General features: G+C 72.3%; 15 protein-coding genes and 2 pseudogenes. 13 read left to right on the top strand and 4 right to left on the bottom strand.

The window, feature by feature from the left end; all coding sequences use genetic code 11:
* Positions 1 to 169 precede the first annotated feature (169 nt).
* From M8542_RS13260 to M8542_RS13285, 6 genes are all read left to right on the top strand, one after another.
* A complete protein-coding gene (locus M8542_RS13260; RefSeq protein WP_257920415.1) occupies positions 170 to 784 on the top strand; it encodes a DUF47 domain-containing protein in 615 nt (204 codons plus the stop codon).
* Positions 784 to 1,779 (top strand): inorganic phosphate transporter, encoded by a 996-nt coding sequence (locus M8542_RS13265; protein ID WP_257920416.1) that lies wholly within the window; start codon positions 784 to 786, stop codon positions 1,777 to 1,779. Before M8542_RS13260 ends, M8542_RS13265 begins: the two co-directional genes overlap by 1 nt.
* 69 nt (positions 1,780 to 1,848) lie before the next feature.
* Positions 1,849 to 3,039 carry a zinc-dependent alcohol dehydrogenase gene (locus M8542_RS13270; protein WP_257920417.1) on the top strand — a complete coding sequence of 397 codons (1,191 nt, stop codon included), beginning with the start codon at positions 1,849 to 1,851 and terminating at the stop codon, positions 3,037 to 3,039.
* A gap of 21 nt (positions 3,040 to 3,060) precedes the next feature.
* Positions 3,061 to 5,085 carry a CocE/NonD family hydrolase gene (locus M8542_RS13275; protein ID WP_257920418.1) on the top strand — a complete coding sequence of 675 codons (2,025 nt, stop codon included), beginning with the start codon at positions 3,061 to 3,063 and terminating at the stop codon, positions 5,083 to 5,085.
* Between the two features lie 33 nt (positions 5,086 to 5,118).
* Positions 5,119 to 6,192 carry an NAD-dependent epimerase/dehydratase family protein gene (locus M8542_RS13280; protein WP_257920419.1) on the top strand — a complete coding sequence of 358 codons (1,074 nt, stop codon included), beginning with the start codon at positions 5,119 to 5,121 and terminating at the stop codon, positions 6,190 to 6,192.
* A gap of 14 nt (positions 6,193 to 6,206) precedes the next feature.
* Complete coding sequence (locus M8542_RS13285; protein WP_257920420.1) at positions 6,207 to 7,799, top strand: phytoene desaturase family protein; 1,593 nt, start codon at positions 6,207 to 6,209, stop codon at positions 7,797 to 7,799.
* Positions 7,800 to 7,868: 69 nt separating this feature from the next.
* Here the strand turns inward: M8542_RS13285 and M8542_RS13290 are convergent, their stop codons facing one another.
* A complete protein-coding gene (locus M8542_RS13290; protein WP_257920421.1) occupies positions 7,869 to 8,336 on the bottom strand; it encodes an SRPBCC family protein in 468 nt (155 codons plus the stop codon).
* 85 nt (positions 8,337 to 8,421) lie between these two features.
* On the opposite strand from M8542_RS13290, the pseudogene M8542_RS50795 reads away from it, so the two are divergent.
* The 3 genes and pseudogenes from M8542_RS50795 to M8542_RS13305 form a co-directional block, all read left to right on the top strand.
* Positions 8,422 to 8,568 (top strand): annotated as a pseudogene (locus M8542_RS50795) (YhjD/YihY/BrkB family envelope integrity protein); the annotation flags it as partial.
* A 37-nt stretch (positions 8,569 to 8,605) separates the two neighbouring features.
* A complete protein-coding gene (locus tag M8542_RS13300; RefSeq protein WP_257920422.1) occupies positions 8,606 to 9,016 on the top strand; it encodes a YihY/virulence factor BrkB family protein in 411 nt (136 codons plus the stop codon).
* A 4-nt stretch (positions 9,017 to 9,020) separates the two neighbouring features.
* Entirely contained in the window at positions 9,021 to 9,401 is a 381-nt protein-coding gene (locus M8542_RS13305; RefSeq protein WP_257920423.1) for a VOC family protein, read from the top strand.
* Between the two features lie 12 nt (positions 9,402 to 9,413).
* Here M8542_RS13305 and M8542_RS13310 read toward each other — a convergent pair whose 3' ends face one another.
* The 3 genes from M8542_RS13310 to M8542_RS13320 all read right to left on the bottom strand — a co-directional run bounded on the left by M8542_RS13310 (position 9,414) and on the right by M8542_RS13320 (position 12,587).
* Positions 9,414 to 9,755 (bottom strand): hypothetical protein, encoded by a 342-nt coding sequence (locus M8542_RS13310; RefSeq protein WP_257920424.1) that lies wholly within the window; start codon positions 9,753 to 9,755, stop codon positions 9,414 to 9,416.
* Positions 9,756 to 9,879: 124 nt separating this feature from the next.
* Complete coding sequence (locus M8542_RS13315) at positions 9,880 to 10,893, bottom strand: DNA topoisomerase IB (RefSeq protein WP_257920425.1); 1,014 nt, start codon at positions 10,891 to 10,893, stop codon at positions 9,880 to 9,882.
* Positions 10,894 to 11,084: 191 nt separating this feature from the next.
* Positions 11,085 to 12,587, bottom strand: coding sequence for an FAD-dependent oxidoreductase (locus M8542_RS13320; protein WP_257920426.1), 1,503 nt, complete (start codon positions 12,585 to 12,587; stop codon positions 11,085 to 11,087).
* Between the two features lie 84 nt (positions 12,588 to 12,671).
* Between M8542_RS13320 and M8542_RS13325 the strand changes: the two genes are divergently transcribed.
* From M8542_RS13325 to M8542_RS13340, 4 genes and pseudogenes are all read left to right on the top strand, one after another.
* Positions 12,672 to 13,946, top strand: coding sequence for an ATP-grasp domain-containing protein (locus M8542_RS13325; protein ID WP_257920427.1), 1,275 nt, complete (start codon positions 12,672 to 12,674; stop codon positions 13,944 to 13,946).
* Positions 13,947 to 14,027: 81 nt separating this feature from the next.
* Complete coding sequence (locus M8542_RS13330; RefSeq protein WP_257920428.1) at positions 14,028 to 15,038, top strand: chemotaxis protein CheB; 1,011 nt, start codon at positions 14,028 to 14,030, stop codon at positions 15,036 to 15,038.
* Positions 15,035 to 15,805 carry an ATP-binding protein gene (locus M8542_RS13335; protein WP_257920429.1) on the top strand — a complete coding sequence of 257 codons (771 nt, stop codon included), beginning with the start codon at positions 15,035 to 15,037 and terminating at the stop codon, positions 15,803 to 15,805. Before M8542_RS13330 ends, M8542_RS13335 begins: the two co-directional genes overlap by 4 nt.
* An 11-nt stretch (positions 15,806 to 15,816) precedes the next feature.
* Positions 15,817 to 17,669, top strand: a pseudogene (locus M8542_RS13340) (CheR family methyltransferase).
* Positions 17,670 to 17,852 lie beyond the last annotated feature (183 nt).

Here is a 17,852-nt window from a genome sequence, read left to right on the forward strand (position 1 = left end):
GCGTCGTCTCCACAAGGGACAGTTCCGGGGCCGTGCCGAGGCGCAGTACGCTCGGGCGCCGGGGACGGGGAAGCTGTCATGCTCCCTGGTTTCCCGCACGGCGATTGTTAAACCTGCCGCGTGACGGGGTACCCGGGCGCGCGGTGCGCGCGTAGACGGAGGGACATCCATGCGGTTCACCCCACGGGGCACCAAGTTCTTCGACCTGCTCACCGACGCGGCGAGAAACCTGGTGACCGCCTCGGCGCTGCTGCGGGAGCTGGTGGCGGCCGAGCCCGGTGAGCGGGAACCCATCGCCAAGCGGCTGCACGAGGTCGAACACCACGGCGACGAGCTGATGCACACGATCATGGTGGAGCTGAACAGCTCGTTCGTGACACCGTTCGACCGCGAGGACATCCAGGCGCTGGCCGGCAAGCTCGACGACGTGCTCGACTTCATGGACACCGCGGCGGACCTGGCGGTGCTGTACCGCATCGACGCGTTCCCGGCCGGGACGGACGTCCTGGTCCGGGTGCTGTGCCGTGCCGCGGAGCTGACCGCGGCGTCGATGCCCGGCCTGGCCAAGATCGGCGACTGCGAGCCGTTCTGGATCGAGATCAACGAGCTGGAGAACGAGGCCGACCGGATCTACCGGCGGATCCTGGCGCACCTGTTCGAGCCGGGCGGCGACGCGCTCGAAGTGCTGAAGACCAAGGAGGTCGTCGAGCAGTTCGAGCTGGCCGCCGACGCCTTCGAGCACATGGCCGACGTGGTGCAGACCATCGCGGTCAAGGAGTCCTAGTGACGGGCACGGCCGCACTGGTCGTCGTGATCGTCCTGACGCTCTTCTTCGACTACACCAACGGTTTCCACGACGCGGCGAACGCGATCGCCAGCGCGGTCTCGACCCGGGCGCTGACCCTGCGCGCGGCGCTCGTGCTGGCGGCGGTGATGAACCTGGCGGGCGCGCTGCTCTCGACGGGCATCGCCGCGACGGTGGCGAAGGGCATCATCGACGTCCCACCCGGCCCGGACGCGCTCACGGTGGTGTTCGCCGCGCTCGCCGGGGCGATCACCTGGAACCTCGTGACCTGGTACTTCGGGCTGCCGTCGTCGTCCTCGCACTCGTTGATCGGCGGGATGGTCGGCGCGGCGCTGGCCGCGGCGAGCACGGTGCACTGGGCGGGGATCGCGGAGAAGGTGCTGATCCCGATGGTGGCGTCGCCGCTGCTCGGGCTCGGGCTGGGCTACCTGGCGATGGTGGGCGCGCTGTGGCTGCTGCGCCGGGCCAACCCGCACCGCAGTGGCCGGGTGTTCCGCCGCTGCCAGATCTTCTCCGCTTCGGCGCTCGCGCTCGGCCACGGCCTGCAGGACGCGCAGAAGGGCATGGGCGTGATCGTCCTGGCGCTGGTGGCCGCGGGCGAGCAGTCGACGTTCTCGGTGCCGTTGTGGGTGACCCTGTTGTGCGCCGGGGCGTTGTCGCTGGGCACCTATTCGGGTGGTCTCCGGATCATGCGCACCTTGGGCCGGCGGGTGTTCCCCCTGGACCCGCCGCACGGGTTCGTCGCGGAGTCGGTGGCGTCGTCGGTGCTGTACGTGACGGCGTTCGCGGTGAAGGCCCCGATCTCGACGACGCACGTGATCACGGCGGCGATCATGGGTGTCGGCGCGACCCGGCGGCTGTCGGCGGTGCGGTGGGGGATCGCGCGGGACATCGTGCTGGGCTGGGTCCTGACTTTCCCCGCGGCCGCCGCGGTGGCCGCGGCGGTGTACCTGGTCGCCGACCTGGTCACCTGAGGCGCGGGTTTGCTGCCCGCCGTCCGGGGAAACCGGGGGCGGCAAGCTTCGCGCAGCGGGAGGAGACCCATGAAGGCAGTGACCTGGCACGGCAAGCGCGACGTCCGCGTCGAGGAGGTCCCGGACCCGAAGATCGAGGAGTCCACCGATGCCGTCATCCGGGTCACCTCGACCGGGATCTGCGGCTCCGACCTGCACCTGTACGAGGTGCTCGGCGCCTTCATGACCGAAGGCGACATCCTCGGCCACGAGCCGATGGGCGTCGTCGAAGAGGTCGGCGCCGCCGTGCCGGGCCTCAAGCCGGGGGACCGGGTCGTCATCCCCTTCACCATCTCCTGCGGCCACTGCTGGATGTGCGACCGCGGCCTGCAGTCCCAGTGCGAAACCACCCAGGTCAAGGAACGGGGCAAGGGCGCGGCGCTGCTGGGCTACACCAAGCTCTACGGCCAGGTGCCCGGCGGCCAGGCCGAGTACCTGCGCGTCCCGCAGGCGCAGTACGGCCCGATCAAGGTGCCGGACGGCCCGCCGGACGAGCGGTTCGTCTACCTCTCCGACGTCGTGCCGACGGCCTGGCAGGCCGTCGAGTACGGAGGTGTCCCGAAGGACGGCACCGTCGTCGTCTTCGGGCTCGGGCCCATCGGGCAGGTGTGCTGCCGGATCGCGCGCCACCGCGGGGCCGGCCTGGTGATCGGCGTCGACCTCGTGCCGGAGCGGCTCGCCCGGGCCCGCGAGCACGGCGCCACCGCGCTCGACACGCGTGACCACAAGGACATCGGCGACGCCATCCGCCAGCTGACCCACGGCCGCGGCGCGGACTCCGTCATCGACGCCGTCGGCATGGAAGCCCACGGCGCGCCCGTCGGCAAGCTCGCGCACAACCTGGTCAACCTGCTGCCGCAGGCCGTCGGCGCCAAGATCACCGAGAAGGCCGGCATCGACCGGCTCAGCGTGCTCTACGCCGCCATCGACGCCGTTCGCCGCGGTGGCACCATTTCGCTGTCCGGTGTCTACGGCGGCATGGTCGACCCGATGCCGATGATGGAGCTGTTCGACAAGCAGGTCCAGCTGCGGATGGGCCAGGCCAACGTCCGGCACTGGCTCGACGACATCATGCCGGTGCTCACCGCCGACGGCGACCCGCTCGGCGTCGAGGGGTTCGCCACGCACAAGCTGCCCCTCGCGGACGCGCCCCGCGCCTACGAGATCTTCCAGAAGAAGCTCGACGGCGCCCAGAAGATCCTGCTGCAGCCGACCGCGTAGACCCCGGGGAGGAACCAGCCGTTGCGAGCCGTCACCTCGCTGCCGTACGAAATCACCGTGGCGGACCACGTCCGGATCACGGTGTCCGACGGAACCGTGCTGTCCGCGCGCATCTGGCGGCCGGTCTCGTCGGACGCCGAGCCGGTGCCGGCGATCCTCGAGTACATCCCGTACCGCAAACGGGACCTCACCGCGCCCCGCGACTCGATCCACCACCCCTACCTCGCCGGGCACGGGTACGCCTGCGTGCGTGTCGACATCCGCGGCACCGGCGAGTCCGAGGGCGTCCTGGCCGACGAGTACCTCGAACGCGAGCAGCTCGACGCCGAGGACGTGCTGGAGTGGATCGCCACCCAGCCGTGGTGCACCGGCGACACCGGCATGATGGGGATCTCCTGGGGCGCGTTCGCCGCGTTGCAGGTCGCCGCGCGGAAGCCGCCGAGCCTGCGCGCCATCGTCATCTCGTCGTTCACCGACGACCGCTTCGCCGACGACATGCACTACATGGGCGGCTGCCTGCTGTCGGACAACGTCGCCGAGTCGGGCACCATGTTCGGCTACGCGACGCTGCCGCCCGACCCCGCGGTCGTCGGGGAGCGCTGGCGCGAGATGTGGCGTGAACGCCTGGACGACTGCAGCCTCTGGATCGAGAACTGGCTCGGCCACCAGCGTCGCGACGACTACTGGCGGCACGCCTCGGTCTCGGCGAACTACCGCGACGTCCAGGTGCCCGTGCTCGCCTCGAGCGGCTGGGCCGACGGCTACTCCAACGCCGTCATCCGGCTGCTCGCCCACCTCGACGTGCCGCGGCGCGGGCTGATCGGCCCGTGGTCGCACAAGTACCCGCATCTGGGCGAGCCGGGCCCGGCGATCGGCTACCTCCAGGAAGTCGTGACCTGGTGGGACCACTGGCTGCGCGGTGTGGAAAACGAGGCCATGGACGGGCCGATGCTGCGGACCTGGATGCAGGAGAGCGTGCCGCCGTCGACGTCGTACGAGGACCGGCCCGGGCGGTGGGTCGGGGAGGCGACCTGGCCGTCGCCGCACGTCGAGCCCATCGAGCTGCCGCTGGCCCGGCACCGCCTCGCGCGGCCGGAAGAGACGATCGAAGACGAGGCACTGGTGGTGTCGTCACCATTGTCGGTCGGGCAGTTCTCCGGGAAATGGGCGTCCTACAGCGCCCCGCCGGACCTGCCCTACGACCAGCGCGAAGAGGACGGTGGCTCGCTGGTCTTCGACACCGACGTCCTCACCGAGCGCTGCGAGATCCTCGGCTCGCCGAAGGTCCGGCTCGAGGTCTCGGCCGACCAGCCGGTCGCGATGGTCGCCGCGCGGATCTCCGACGTCGCGCCGGACGGCCGCGCCACGCGCGTCACCTACGGGCTGCTCAACCTGACCCACCGCGACGGCCACGACGAACCCGTGCCGATGGAACCCGGTGAGCGCTGCGCGGTCGAGATCGAGCTGAACGCCGTCGCGCAGGCTTTCCCGGCGGGGCACCGGATCCGGCTCTCACTGTCCACTTCGTACTGGCCGCTGGCCTGGCCGCCGCCGAAGCCGGTCCTGCTGTCGGTCCACACCGGACACAGCGCGCTGGAGCTGCCGGTGCGCCCGGTGGCCGAACCGGACGAGCTGCCGGCCCGGCCGTTCGGCGAACCCGAAGGGGCGCCGCCGATGCCGGTGACCGCGGTGACACCGGGGGAGCAGCGCTGGACCGTATCGCGGGACCTCGTCGGCTACCACTCGGCGCTGGACATCGTGAAGAACGCCGGCACCGTGCGCTTCGACGAGCTCGACCTGGCGGTCACCCGCGACGTCCGGGAGCGCTACACCTGGGTCGCCGACGACTTCTGCTCGCCGGTGGCGGAGACCGCGTGGTCGGTCACGTTCGCCCGCGGCGAGTGGCTGGCGCGCAGTGAGACGCGCACGCGAGTGTCGTGCACGGACACCGAGTTCGTCATCGACGCCCAGCTCGACGGCTACGAAGGCGCCCGCCGGATCGTTTCGCGCAACTGGCACCGCCGGATCCCGCGCGACCTCGTCTAGTTTCGGGACGGCGACACCGGGTAAGCCTCCTGGGTGCGGATCGTGATCACCGGGGCCACCGGCAACGTCGGAACGACGCTGCTGGCCGCCCTCGACCCTGTCCACGACGTCGTCGGCCTGGCCCGGCGGCTGCCCGACACGACGGCTCTGCCCTACCGCCGGGCCGGCTGGCGCGCCGTCGACATCGGCGCACCCGGCGCGGACCGGGAGCTGACCAGCCTGTTCGACGGCGCGGACGCCGTCGTGCACCTCGCGTGGGCCATCTCGCCCGTGCGCGGCGACCCGCCGATGTGGCGGACCAACGACCACGGCACCCGGCACGTGCTCGCCGCGGCGGCGGCCGCCGGGGTGCCGCACCTGGTCGTCGCGTCGTCCGTGGCGGCCTACGGGCCGGTGCCGCGCTGGGAAAAGGTCGGTGAGGACCGGGCCTGCACCGGGATCGAGCGCAGCGCCTACAGCCGGGGCAAGGCCGCGCTGGAGACCCTGCTCGACCGGTTCGAGCAGCGGCACCCCGAAGTCGCGCTGGCGCGGATCCGGCCGTGCGCGATCGTCCACCGGCGCGCGGCCGGGGAGTTCGCGCGCTGGCTGCTCGACCCGGTGGTGCCCGCCCGGATCGTCGGCGGGCGGCGGCTGCCGGTTCCGCTGTGGACCGGGCTGCGGGCCCAGGCCGTGCACACCGCCGACGTCGCCGACGCGCTCGGCCGCATCCTCGACCGCCGGTTCACCGGCCCGGTGAACCTCGCCGCGCCCGAGGTGCTCGACGCCGACGCGCTGGCCGCTGTCCTCGGCGGACCGCGGATCCCGGTGCCCAAGCCGTTGGCGCAGGTGGCGGTCCGCGCGGCGTGGGCGAGTGGCGCGCTGCCGGTGCACCCGGGCTGGCTCGAACTGGCCGACCGCGCCGCGCTGGCCGACACGACGCTGGCGGAGACCGCGCTGGGCTGGCAACCTCGGTACGACGCCGCGTCCGCGGTCGCCGACCTGGTCGCCGGGCTGCGGACGGGTGAGGGGGCGGCGAGCTCGCCCCTGGCCCCGCCGCGTCGCGGTGGGGTGGTGTCGCGGCTGCGCTCGCTCGCGCGGGTGGGGCCGAGCCACCAGTCGCAAGCCTGAACGGGAGGCCGCAAGTGAGCACCGAAGCCGTCGACGCCGTGGTGATCGGCGCCGGCCACAACGGACTGGTGGCGGCCAACCTGCTCGCCGACGCGGGCTGGTCGGTGCTCGTCCTGGAGGCCACCGAGCACCCGGGTGGCGCGGTGCGCACGGCGGAAGTCACCGAGCCCGGCTTCCGCAACGACCTGTTCAGCGCGTTCTACCCGATGAGCGCGGTCTCGCCGGTGATCCGGGGGTTGCGGCTGGAGGAGCACGGCCTGCGCTGGCGCCATGCGCCCGACGTCCTCGCGCACGTGCTGCCCGACGACCGGTGCGTGGTGCTCTCGCGCGACGTCGACCGCACGGCGGCGTCGGTCGAGGAGTTCGCCCCGGGCGACGGCGACGCGTGGCGGCAGCTGTTCCGGCAGTGGCAGGAGATCCGCGAACCGTTGGTGGGCGCGTTGTTCACGCCGTTCCCGCCGGTGCGTTCGGGACTGAAGTTGTTGCGCCGCACGGGAACCGGTGAGGCGTTGCGCCTGGCGCGGATGCTGACGCTGCCGGTGCGCCGGTTCGGCGACGAAGTGTTCGGCGGGGAGGGCGCGAAGCTGCTGCTGGCCGGGAACTCCGCGCACAGCGACCTGTCGGTGGACAACGCCGGGAGCGCGGTGTTCGGCTGGCTGATGGCGATGATCGGCCAGGACGAAGGGTTCCCGGTGCCGGCGGGCGGCGCGGGCTCGCTCATCGACGCGCTGGTGCGCCGGCTGGAGTCACGCGGCGGGAAGGTCCACTGTGGACGTCCGGTGCGGGAGGTGCTCGTCGGCGGCGGGCGCGCGCTGGGTGTCCGCGACAGCTCCGGGGACCCCGTGCGGGCGCACAAGGCCGTGCTGGCCGATGTTCCCGCCCCGGTGCTGTACGGCGGGCTGGTCGACGCGCAGCACCTGCCGTCGCGGCTGGTCGAGGACCTCGACCGGTTCCAGTGGGACAGCGGGACGGTGAAGGTGGACTGGGCGCTGTCCGGCCCGGTCCCGTGGACGGCGGCGAACGCGCGCGGCGCCGGGACGCTCCACCTCGGCACCGACCTCGACGGCCTCTCGGCCTACGGCGGCGAGCTGGGCCGGGGCCGGACGCCGAGGCGGCCGTTCCTCCTGTTCGGCCAGATGACCACGACGGACCCGGACCGCTCGCCGGCGGGCACGGAGTCGGCGTGGGCGTACACGCACGTCCCGCGCGGCACGATGGAGAACCGGGCGGCGCTGGAGCGACGGGCGAAGCGGATCGAGGAGACGGTGGAGGCGAACGCGCCCGGGTTCACCAGCCTGATCAAGGCCCGCTACATCCAGGGGCCGGCGGAGCTGCAGGGCCACAACCCGGGCCTGGTGGGCGGCGCGGTCAACGGCGGCACGGCGGCGATCCACCAGCAGCTGTTCTTCCGGCCGGTGCCGGGCACGGGCCGCGCGGACACCCCGGTGGACCGTCTGTTCCTGGCGGGTTCGTCGGCGCACCCGGGCGGCGCGGTGCACGGCGGCCCGGGCGCGAACGCGGCCCGCGCGGCGCTCGCGCGGGCGGGGGTGCTGGGAGCGGGGTACGCGGGAGTGATTCGGGCGGCCCATCGCGCGATCTACGGTTGAGCGGTCTGCCGCGGCTCTCGTGAGTGGTGGGGGGGGGTTGAAACGCCCGCCCCACACACACCGAGCGTGCTACGGCGTTGGGTGGGCGCTCCGGGCGCGGGCGTGCTTGCCCGTCGCCAGGTCCGCCAGCCTGGCCAGCGACTCGGTGTTGCGCGGCTTGACCAGCAACGCCTGCAGCGGCGCCGGCAGCACCTTGCCCGGGCCGCGGACGATGTGCTCGGTCATCCGGACGAGCGTCCCGCTTTCGCCGTGGGGGACGAGGGTGATGCCCACCGCCGCCGCACCCAGGGGCCAGCCGCGGGCCTCGAGGGACAGCGAAAGGCCCCGCTCGACCGCCGTCACCACGGTCTCGTCCTGGACGTGCACCGGCCACGGGCCGACGCTGTGGTGGATCCGGGACCCGACGTCGGGCCAGGCCAGGTCGACGTCGCGGATGTGCGAGCTCCCGACCACCCAGCCGGCGTAGAGCCAGCCGTCGGCCAGCACCTCGAACACGGCGTCGGGCGGCACGTCGATCACGCGGCTGACCTCGGTCACGGCTTCCTCCTGCTCGGTCGGGACGCAGGACGAATACCCAGTCCCGGACGGGGTATGCCCGCGTCGACGAAGCGGAGGTGCGGCGGTGCTCAAGAGCACCGGCAAGCAGTTCACCCGGGACAACCTGGCCGACTGGGCGGCCGCGCTCACCTGTTACGCCGTGCTGTCGCTGTTCCCGGGCATCATCGTGCTCACGGCGATCCTCGGGCTGCTGGGCCCGAACGCGATCCAGACCGTGATCGACAACATCGACCAGATCGTTCTACGGCATGCCCGAAGGACGCCTGATCGCGCTGCTGGTCAGCCTCGCGTTCGCGCTGCTGTACTGGGTGGGGCCGAACGTGCGGCAGCTGGGCTTCAAGTGGCTGACGCCGGGTGGGCTGGTGGCCGTGGTGCTGTGGGTGCCGGCCTCGGCGGGGTTCGCGCTGTACGTCGCGAACTTCGGCTCGTACAACAAAACCTACGGTTCGCTGGCGGGCGTGATCGTGTTCCTCGTATGGTTGTGGATCTCGAACCTGGCCGTGCTGCTGGGCGCCGAACTGGACGCCGAGCTCGCCCGCGGCCGGGGATCGAGGCGGGGGAGACCAGCGACGACGAGCCGTTCCTGCCCCCGCGCGACACGAAGGCGATGGACGACGACGAAGCCGCGGAAAGTGACCGCGGAGACCGAACGGAGCTGAGCGGATGGCCTGCCGGATCACCGAGCTGGTGCTGGACTGCCACGACCCGGACCGGCTGGCGGAGTTCTGGTGCGCGGTGCTCGGCTACGAGATCATCGGCCCCGAGCCGGACGGCCTGGCGCTGGGCCCGCCGGGGGCCCGCTTCGGCGAGGGCCCGCCGACGCTGATCCTGGCCCGGACGGAACACCCGCGCCCGGGCAAGCTGCCGTTGCACCTGGACGTGAGCCCGGCGGGCACGGACCAGGACACGGAGCTGGCCCGCCTGCTGGCCCTGGGCGCCCGCCCGAAGGACGTGGGCCAGGACGACAGTGAGTCGTGGGAGGTGCTGCAGGACCCGGAGGGCAACGAGTTCTGCCTGCTGCGCAAGGACGTGGGCGCGGCCTGACGCGGGTCGGGCTCAGCTCTCTTCGCTCTCGGCCGAGCACCGCCGCCACTGCACTTGATCGCCGGCCCGGTCGGCGTGCCACACCGCGGTCCCTTCGGACTCCCAAGTGGGCACCAGCCGACCGGTGACCACGCGCCCCCGGGCCACCCGGCCGAACAACTCCACGCCGTCGGCCCGCCGGGCCGCCGGAATCCACGCCGGGAACCGCGTCCTGGGGAGCTTCCGCTCGACCCACGCGAGCGCCGAGCCTTCGCTGCCGTGCTCGGACTCGACGATGCTCGACACCGGACCGCCGCCGCCGACGGCCAGGCCGATCGACGCGCGCCAGCGCACGGGGGAAGCGTCGGAGTTCATCGTCCCCAGGGTCCCGGACGAGCGGGTCCGCGGGCCAGTACACGGACGGGTGGATCGGCGCTCACTCACCGTGCCTCCAGCTGCTCGAAGTGCCCGCAGGCTTCCCCGCCCGAGTGACGGCTAATCACGCCCTGCTCAGCAACCTCGCGCAGGCCTTCTCCAGGACGGCTCGGGCCTCGTCGCCTTCGAGACGTCCCGCCCGCTTGAGCGCCGCCGCGATCGTGCGCTCGTCCCGGTACGCCGTCACCAGCCGGGGGTCCACATAGGACGACCGGCACACCGCCGGGGTGTTGCCGAGCGCCCGCGAGACCTCCTTCATGACCCCCGCCTCCGCGCGCTTGCCCGCCGCCTTCGACGCGGGCGGCTCCGCCGAGGCGAACGCGGCCGCCGCCAGCACCGTCGCCGTCCAGGTGCGCAGGTCCTTTGCCGTGCACTCGTCGCCCGCCAGCTCCTTGAACCGCTCGTTGACGTCCGCCGCGTGCACCTCGTGCCACTCGCCGCCGGCCCGGTAGACCAGCAGCCGGTCGCTGCTCGGGCGGGCCCGCAGCAGCGACTTCACCACCGACGCCAGTGCAGCGTCCCGGATCGCCACCTCGCGGTCGAGACCGCCCTTGGCGACGTAGCTGAACCGGCACTCGTCCCCGCGGACCACCGCGTGCGCACGCAAGAGCGTCGCGACGCCGTGGGTGCCGTTCTCCTCCGCGTACTCCTCGCCGCCGGTGCGGAAGATGCCCCGGTCGAGCATCCGCAGCGCCGCGGCGAGGACCCGCTTCCGGGTGAGCCCGCGCCCCGCGAGATCGGCTTCGACCGCGGCCCGCCACGACGGCAGCCGGCGCGCCATGGCCAGGACACGGTCGTGCTTCTCCTCATCGCGGTCGTGGCGCCACTGCTCGTGGTAGAGGTACTGGCGCCGGCCCGCGTCGTCGGTGCCGACGGCCTGGACGTGCCCGTTGGGGTGCGGGCAGATCCACACCTTCCGCCAGGCCGGCGGGATCACCAGGCCTTCGATCCGCTCGCGCAGCTCCGGGTCGGTGACCGCCGAGCCGTCGGGCATGGCGTAGGAGAAACCCCGGCCGCGGCGGATGCGCCGGATGCCGGGGCCGCGCAGGTCACTGCGGCGCAGTCGCGTGCGTCTCATCGCGCTCAGATACCCGCCCCGCGCAACGGGAAACCATGGTTGTCGGGCGGGCGGGTACGCGGAGGGGACAGTCACCCGGAAGGGAGCCGTCCGCATGACCACCGCCGAGCTGCCCGCGGCCGCCGACCAGGTTCGCGCCCGCGGCCGGCTCGGCGGACACGTCGTCGACCGCCCGCGGACGAGCCATCGGCTCACGCGGGCCCGCGCCGCAGCGGGCGGACCGCCGGGCCCTGCACCACTTCGCCGTCGACGCCGAACCGCGAGCCGTGACAGGGGCAGTCCCACGTCCTTTCGGCGTCGTTGAACGACACCAGGCAGCCGAGGTGGGTGCAGTGCGCGCCCACGGTGTGCAGCCGGCCGGCCTCGTCGCGGTGGGCGGCGACCAGCTCCCCGCCGACCCGGACGACGTCGGCGTCGCCCGGTTCGAGGTCGTCGAGCTTCGCCGAGCGCCACAGCGCGACCACGTGGTCGCCGATCAGGTAGCGCGCGACCGTGAGGTTGTCCTCGGCCACGCTCAGCACCGAGCGCGCGTCGAAGCGGTTGGGGTCGAACAGGTCCGCGGCCGGGTGCGGCTCGCCGAGGATCCGCGCGGCGAGGACGTGCCCGGCGCTGGTGCCGCCGGTCATGCCCCACTGGCCGAACCCGGTCGCCACCCAGAGGTTCGCCGTCCCCGGCAGGTACCGGCCCACGTACGGCAGACCGTCCACTGTGGACAAATCGTGCGCCGACCAGCGGTGGGTGACGCGGTGCAGGGCCGCGTGGGCGTCCGCCCAGTCCGCCAGCCGCCGGTACCGGCGTTCGACGTCGACGTGCGCCCCGACGCGGTAGTGCTCACCACCCGCGATCACCATCGGGGTGCCGGCCTCGGTGTAACCGCGGACCGAGTGGTGCGTGTCGGCGTCGAGGAACATGCCCTCCGGCGGGGCGTTGCCGGCCGCGGGGCCCGCGACGACGAGGTCGCGGACCGGCTCGAGCCGGGCGAAGTACAGGCCGCGGTCGAGCACGGGGTAGTGGGTCGCGACGACGACTTCGCCGGCCGCGACGTCGCCGCGGGAGGTGCGGACAGTCCGCCCGTTGAGCGCGGTCGCGCGGGCGCTCTCGACGACCGTGCCGCCCGCCCGTTCGACCGCGTCGGCCAGGCCGAGCAGCCACCGGCGCGGGTGGAAGTGCGCCTGGCCGGTGGTGCGGACGGCGCCGAGGGCGGGCACGTCGAGCGTGACGTCGTCGACGAACGACGCCGGTAGGCCCGCGGCCGCGGCGGCGTCCGCCTCGCGCTTCAGGGAGTCCACCGTGCCTTCCCGCGTCGTGTACACGAAGCTGTCTGCGCGGGTGAAGCCGCAGTCGATCCCGAGCTCCGCCGCCGTGGAGGCGATCCACTCGCCGGCCGCCGCCTGCGAGTGGGCGTAGGTCCTGGCCGCTTCGGCGCCGTGCCGGGACGTCAGCTCCGCGTACTTCGCGCCGTGCTGCGCGCTGATCTTCGCGGTCGTGTGGCCGGACACCCCCGCCGCGACGCGTTCGGCCTCCAGCACGACGACCGAGCGGCCGCCGCGGGCGAGCAGCAGGGCGGTGGTGAGGCCCGCGATCCCCGCGCCGAGCACCACGACGTCGGCGGACTCCGGCACCGGCACCCCGGTGCGATCGGGGGCGGGCGCGGTGTCGACCCAGAGCGAAAGCGGTTCGGGAAGCGCGGTCATGCGCGCGGAGTGCCCGGTCCCGGCCTGCCGAAACTCGGCCGGATGGACTGTTTTGCCGCAGGTCCGCCGGGTAGGCCCTCGGGCATGAGTGCGAACATTTTCGTGGTTGGCCTGGACGAAGAGAACCAGCGCGTGCTGGATCGCCTGCCCTGGTCGGGGACGTATGAGTTCCACGGCCTGCTCAGCCCCGAAGAGCTGCAACACGGCGACATCGACTTCGAGGCGCTGCTGAAGACCGCTCAGCACCAGCTCGACGCCTTCGACGGTGACGTCGCCGCGATCGTCACCTACTGGGACTTCCCGGCGGCGTCGCTCGTGCCGATCCTGTGCGCCCGGTACGGCCTGCCCAGCCTCTCGCTGGAGGCCGTGCTGAAGTGCGAGCACAAGTACTGGAGCCGGCTCGAACAACGCGAGGTGATCGACGAGCTGCCGAACTTCGGCATCGTCGACCTCGACGACGAGCACTCCGCCCCGCCCGAGGGGGTCGGCTTCCCGATGTGGCTCAAGCCGGTGAAGTCGTTCTCTTCGGAGCTCGCGTTCAAGGCCGAAAACGAGGCCGAGTTCGCCGACGCCGTCGTCGAGATCCGGGCCGGTGTCGGCCGGGTGGGGGAGCCGTTCGGCTCCGTGCTCGACCAGGTGCGGCTGCCACCGGAGATCGACCGGGTCGGCGGCGCGGCCTGCCTGGCCGAAGAGGCGCTGCACGGCGTCCAAGCCGCGGTGGAGGGGTACGTCTACCACGGGGAAGTCGTCGTCTACGGCGCCCTCGACTCGGTCAACTACCCCGGCTGCTCGTCTTTCCTGCGCCACCAGTACCCCTCGCAGCTGGGTGAGGAGCCCGTCCGGCGGATGCGCGAGGTGGCCGAACGCGTGATGCAGCGGATCGGCTACGACAACGGCACCTTCAGCATCGAGTTCTTCTGCGACCCCGAATCCGGGCAGGTGTGCCTGCTGGAGATCAACCCGCGGCACTCGCAGTCGCACGCCGAGCTGTTCGAGTTCGTCGACGGGGTCGCCAACCACGAGATCATGGTGCGCCTCGGCCTCGGCCAGGACCCCGGGCGCCGGCCCCGGAAGGGCAAGTACCAGATCGCCGGCAAGTGGTACCTGCGCCGCTTCGAAGACGGCGTCGTGACGCGCGTGCCGACGCCCGAGGAGGTCGCCGCCATCACCGAGCGCGTCGACGGCACGCAGATCGCGATCGTGCCCGAGGCCGGACAGCGGCTTTCCGAGCTGCCCGGACAGGACAGCTACAGCTTCGAGCTGGCCCAGCTGTTCGTCGCCGCGCACACCGAACACGAGATGGCGCAGAAGTACCAGGCGTGCGTGGACGCGCTGCACTTCGAGTTCGGCGGAGAGTGACGAACGGGTTTCGATGCGCGCCGGGTGGGCTACCCGCTGACCGGGCTCAGGTCTACCGTGAGGCGCGAGGAGGTGGTCACCGTGCCCGCAGCCCGGCGGGACGTCGTGGTCGCCGGAGCATCGGCCGGCGGGGTCGAAGCCCTGCGCGCGCTCGTCCGGACGCTCCCCGCGGACTTCCCCGCCTCGGTGCTGGTGACCATGCACCTTTCGCCGGGAAGCCGCAGTGCGCTGGCGATGATCCTCGACCGCTCCGGGCCGCTCCCGGCGACGGTGGCTGCCCACGGCGCCCCGCTGCGGCCCGGCGTCGTCTACGTGGCGCCCCCGGACCGGCACCTGCTGACCGACGGCGACTCGGTGATCCTGACCCGGGGGCCGACGGAGAACGGGCACCGGCCGGCGATCAACGCCACCTTCCGCTCCGCCGCCGTGACGGCCGGGCCGCGGACGGTCGGCGTGATCCTCTCGGGCACGCTCGACGACGGTTCGGCGGGCCTGCGCGCGATTGTCGAACGTGGTGGCCTGGCTGTGGTGCAGGACCCGGCTGACGCGCTGTATGCGGGCATGCCGGAAAGCGCGCTGGCCGCGGTGGACGCGGAGTACGTCCTGCCGGCCAGTGAGCTCGGCGCGACGCTCGACAAGCTGGTCCGCGTCCCGCTGGAACCGGCCGACGCGCCGCCGCCGACCGCGTCGCTGCTGCTGGAGGACCGGATCGCTCGTGACGGCGTGCGGCTCGGCGCCGCGGTGCCCGGCTCGGACCTGCCGCCGTCGGGGTACACCTGCCCGGACTGCCAGGGCAGCCTGCTCCAGGTGGACGAGACCGGGCAGTACCGCTGCCGGATCGGACACGCGTGGTCGGCCGAGGCGCTGCTCGGCGCACACGACACCGAGTTCCAGCGCGCCTTGTGGACGGCGTTGCGCTCGCTCGATGAGAAAGCCGGGCTGGCGGGGCGCCTGCGGCACGACTCGCGGCGGCGGAACCACCACCTGCTCGAGAGCCGGCACGACACCACTGCAAAAGAGTGCGCCGCGGCCGCGGAGACGTTGCGCAAGTTCTTGCTTTCGCTCACGCCCGAGCCCGAGGCGTCGCTGTGAGCACCGCGGCCGGCCGGGTGCACCTGGACCCGAGCCACCGGGCCACGGCGACGACCGCTCTGGTCACCGGTGTCCTCGACCTGGACTCCTACCCCGAACTGCGGGACGGACTGCTCAAGATCGCCGCGGAGGCGCCCGACGGGCTCATCGCGGACATCGACGGGCTGACCATCCGCGACCCCGCGCTGGTGACGCTGTTCTCGCTGGTCGCCATGCGGATCGGGGACTGGCCGGGGATCCCGTTCACGGTGGTCACCGGCCGGCCCGAGCACCGGACGATTTTCAGCGAACGGACCGTCGACCGGTTCGTGCCGGTGCACGCCGACCACGAGACCGCCGAGCACCGGCTGCTCCGGCCGACGCGCCGACGCGCCGCGCAGCTGCTGGCCCGGTCGGCGAACTCCTCGGCCCTCGCCCGCGACTTCGTGCGGCGGATCTGCGGCGAGTGGGGCGCGGCCGTCCTGACCGACGACGCCCTGCTCGTGGTGACGGAGCTGGTCGAGAACGCGATCCGGCACACCGCCTCCGCCCCGCGGGTGCGGCTGGAGCTGCGGCGGCACATCCTGAGCATCGCGGTCGGCGACGACGACCCGCACCCGGCCGTCCTGCGGGAGCGGCTCGGCGCCCTCGAGCCGGGCTTGGGCCTGCGCATGGTGGCCCAGGTCGCGAAGGTGTGGGGCAGCACCCCCTCGTGGTCCGGGGGCAAGGTGGTCTGGGCGGTGCTCACCAGGCGTGCCGCTCCTGGCCGGGGCCGTGACGGCGGGTAGCGTGTCCGACCGTGACCGAGCCCAAGGACCCCAACGGTGAATTCGAGTCGGTGCTGGCGTACTTGAAGGAGTCGCGGGGCTTCGACTTCACCGGCTACAAGCGGAGCAGCCTGATGCGGCGGGTCCGCCGCCGGATGAGCCAGATCGGGATCGACAACTACACGGAGTACATCGACCAGCTGCAGGTCAACTCCGAGGAGTTCGTCTCGCTGTTCAACACGATCCTGATCAACGTCACCGGGTTCTTCCGCGACCCCGACGCCTGGGACTACCTGCGCGAGCACGTGCTGCCTGGCCTGCTGGCCGAGCGCAGCCCGGAGGAGCCGATCCGGGTGTGGAGCGCCGGCTGCGCGGGCGGGCAGGAGGCCTACAGCCTCGCCATGCTCTTCGCCGACGCCATCGGGATCGACGCGTTCCGTCAGCGGGTCAAGATCTACGCCACCGACGTCGACGACGAGGCGCTGGGGCAGGCCCGGCCGCGGCCTACACGCCCGCCGAGGTCGAGGGGCTCAACGAGGGGCAGCTGGAGCAGTACTTCGAGCTGCAGGGCAGCCGGTACTGCTTCCGCAAGGACCTGCGCCGCTCGGTGATCTTCGGCCGCAACGACCTGGTGCAGGACGCGCCCATCTCGCGCATCGACCTGCTCGTCTGCCGCAACACGCTGATGTACTTCAACGCCGAGACGCAGACGAAGATCCTCGAACGGTTCCACTTCGCGCTGGCGCCCAAGGGCATGCTCTTCCTCGGCAAGGCCGAGATGCTGCTCTCGCACGCGCGGATCTTCGAGCCGCTGGACCTCAAGCGCCGGGTGTTCCGCAAGGCGGTGAACGCACCGGTCAGCTACAACCACTTCGTGTCACCGGGGTTCCCGCAGCGCCGGACCCACGACATCTCCGGGCTCGAAGAACTGCGGGAGCACGCCTTCTCGGCGAGCCCGGTGGCGCAGATCGTGGTGACCGAGGACGAGGTCACCGCCCTGGTCAACGCGCCGGCGGAGGTCGCGTTCGGACTGTCCGAACGCGACATCGGCCGGCCGTTGCGCGACCTCGATGTGTCGTACCGGCCGGTGGCGCTGCGCGGGTACGTCGAGCAGGCGCGGCTGGAGCGCCGGTCGCTGCGGATCAAGGACGTCGAGTGGCGCCGGGCGGGGGAGACCGTCTGGTACGAGGTGCACATCAACCCGTTGGTGGGCAAGGAGAAGAAGCTCCTCGGCGTGTCGGTGGTGTTCCACGACGTCAGCTGGGCGCGGCAGCTGCTCACCGAGCTGGAGCACACGAACCGCCAGCTCGAGTCGGCCTACGAGGAGCTGCAGTCGACGAACGAGGAGCTCGAGACCACCAACGAGGAGCTCCAGTCCACTGTGGAGGAGCTGGAGACCACGAACGAGGAGCTCCAGTCCACCAACGAGGAGCTGGAGACGATGAACGAGGAGCTCCAGTCCACCAACGACGAGCTCCAGACGATCAACGACGCGCTGCGTGAGCGCAGCCTCGACCTCGACGAGGTCAACGAGTTCCTCGAGTCGGTGCTGACGTCGGTGCGCGCCGGGATAGTGGTGGTCGACCGCGAGATGCGGGTCAAGGCGTGGAACCGCGGCGCGGAGGACCTCTGGGGAGTGCGCCGCGAGGAAGCCGAGGGCCGGCACCTGCTCAACCTGGACATCGGGCTCCCGCTGTCGGAGCTGCGCCCGGCGGTCCGCGACGCGCTCACGGACCCCGAGTACCACACGGAGGTGGTGCTGGAGGCGATCAACCGCCGGGGCCGCGCGACGGTGGTGCACCTGCGCTGCAGTGCGTTGCGGGGCGCGAACGGCGAGAGCCAGGGGGCGTTGCTGATGATGGAGGAGTCGCCGGCCGCATCCTGACGGCCCACTGCAACGCACCCAACGCCACATTGGGTGCGTTGGACGCACCGAACGCCACATTGGGGCGCGTGCGGCCGGGCCCGGGTAGTCGAGCGCGACTTGCCAGGCCGGTCGCGTGCGCCGGTCACCCACTCCGCTCGCCGAACTGCACCTGGACCGGGGTGTTGTTTCGGTCGCGACGCG

It is taken from the genome of Amycolatopsis iheyensis (assembly GCF_024703995.1).
GTDB lineage: Bacteria > Actinomycetota > Actinomycetes > Mycobacteriales > Pseudonocardiaceae > Amycolatopsis > Amycolatopsis iheyensis.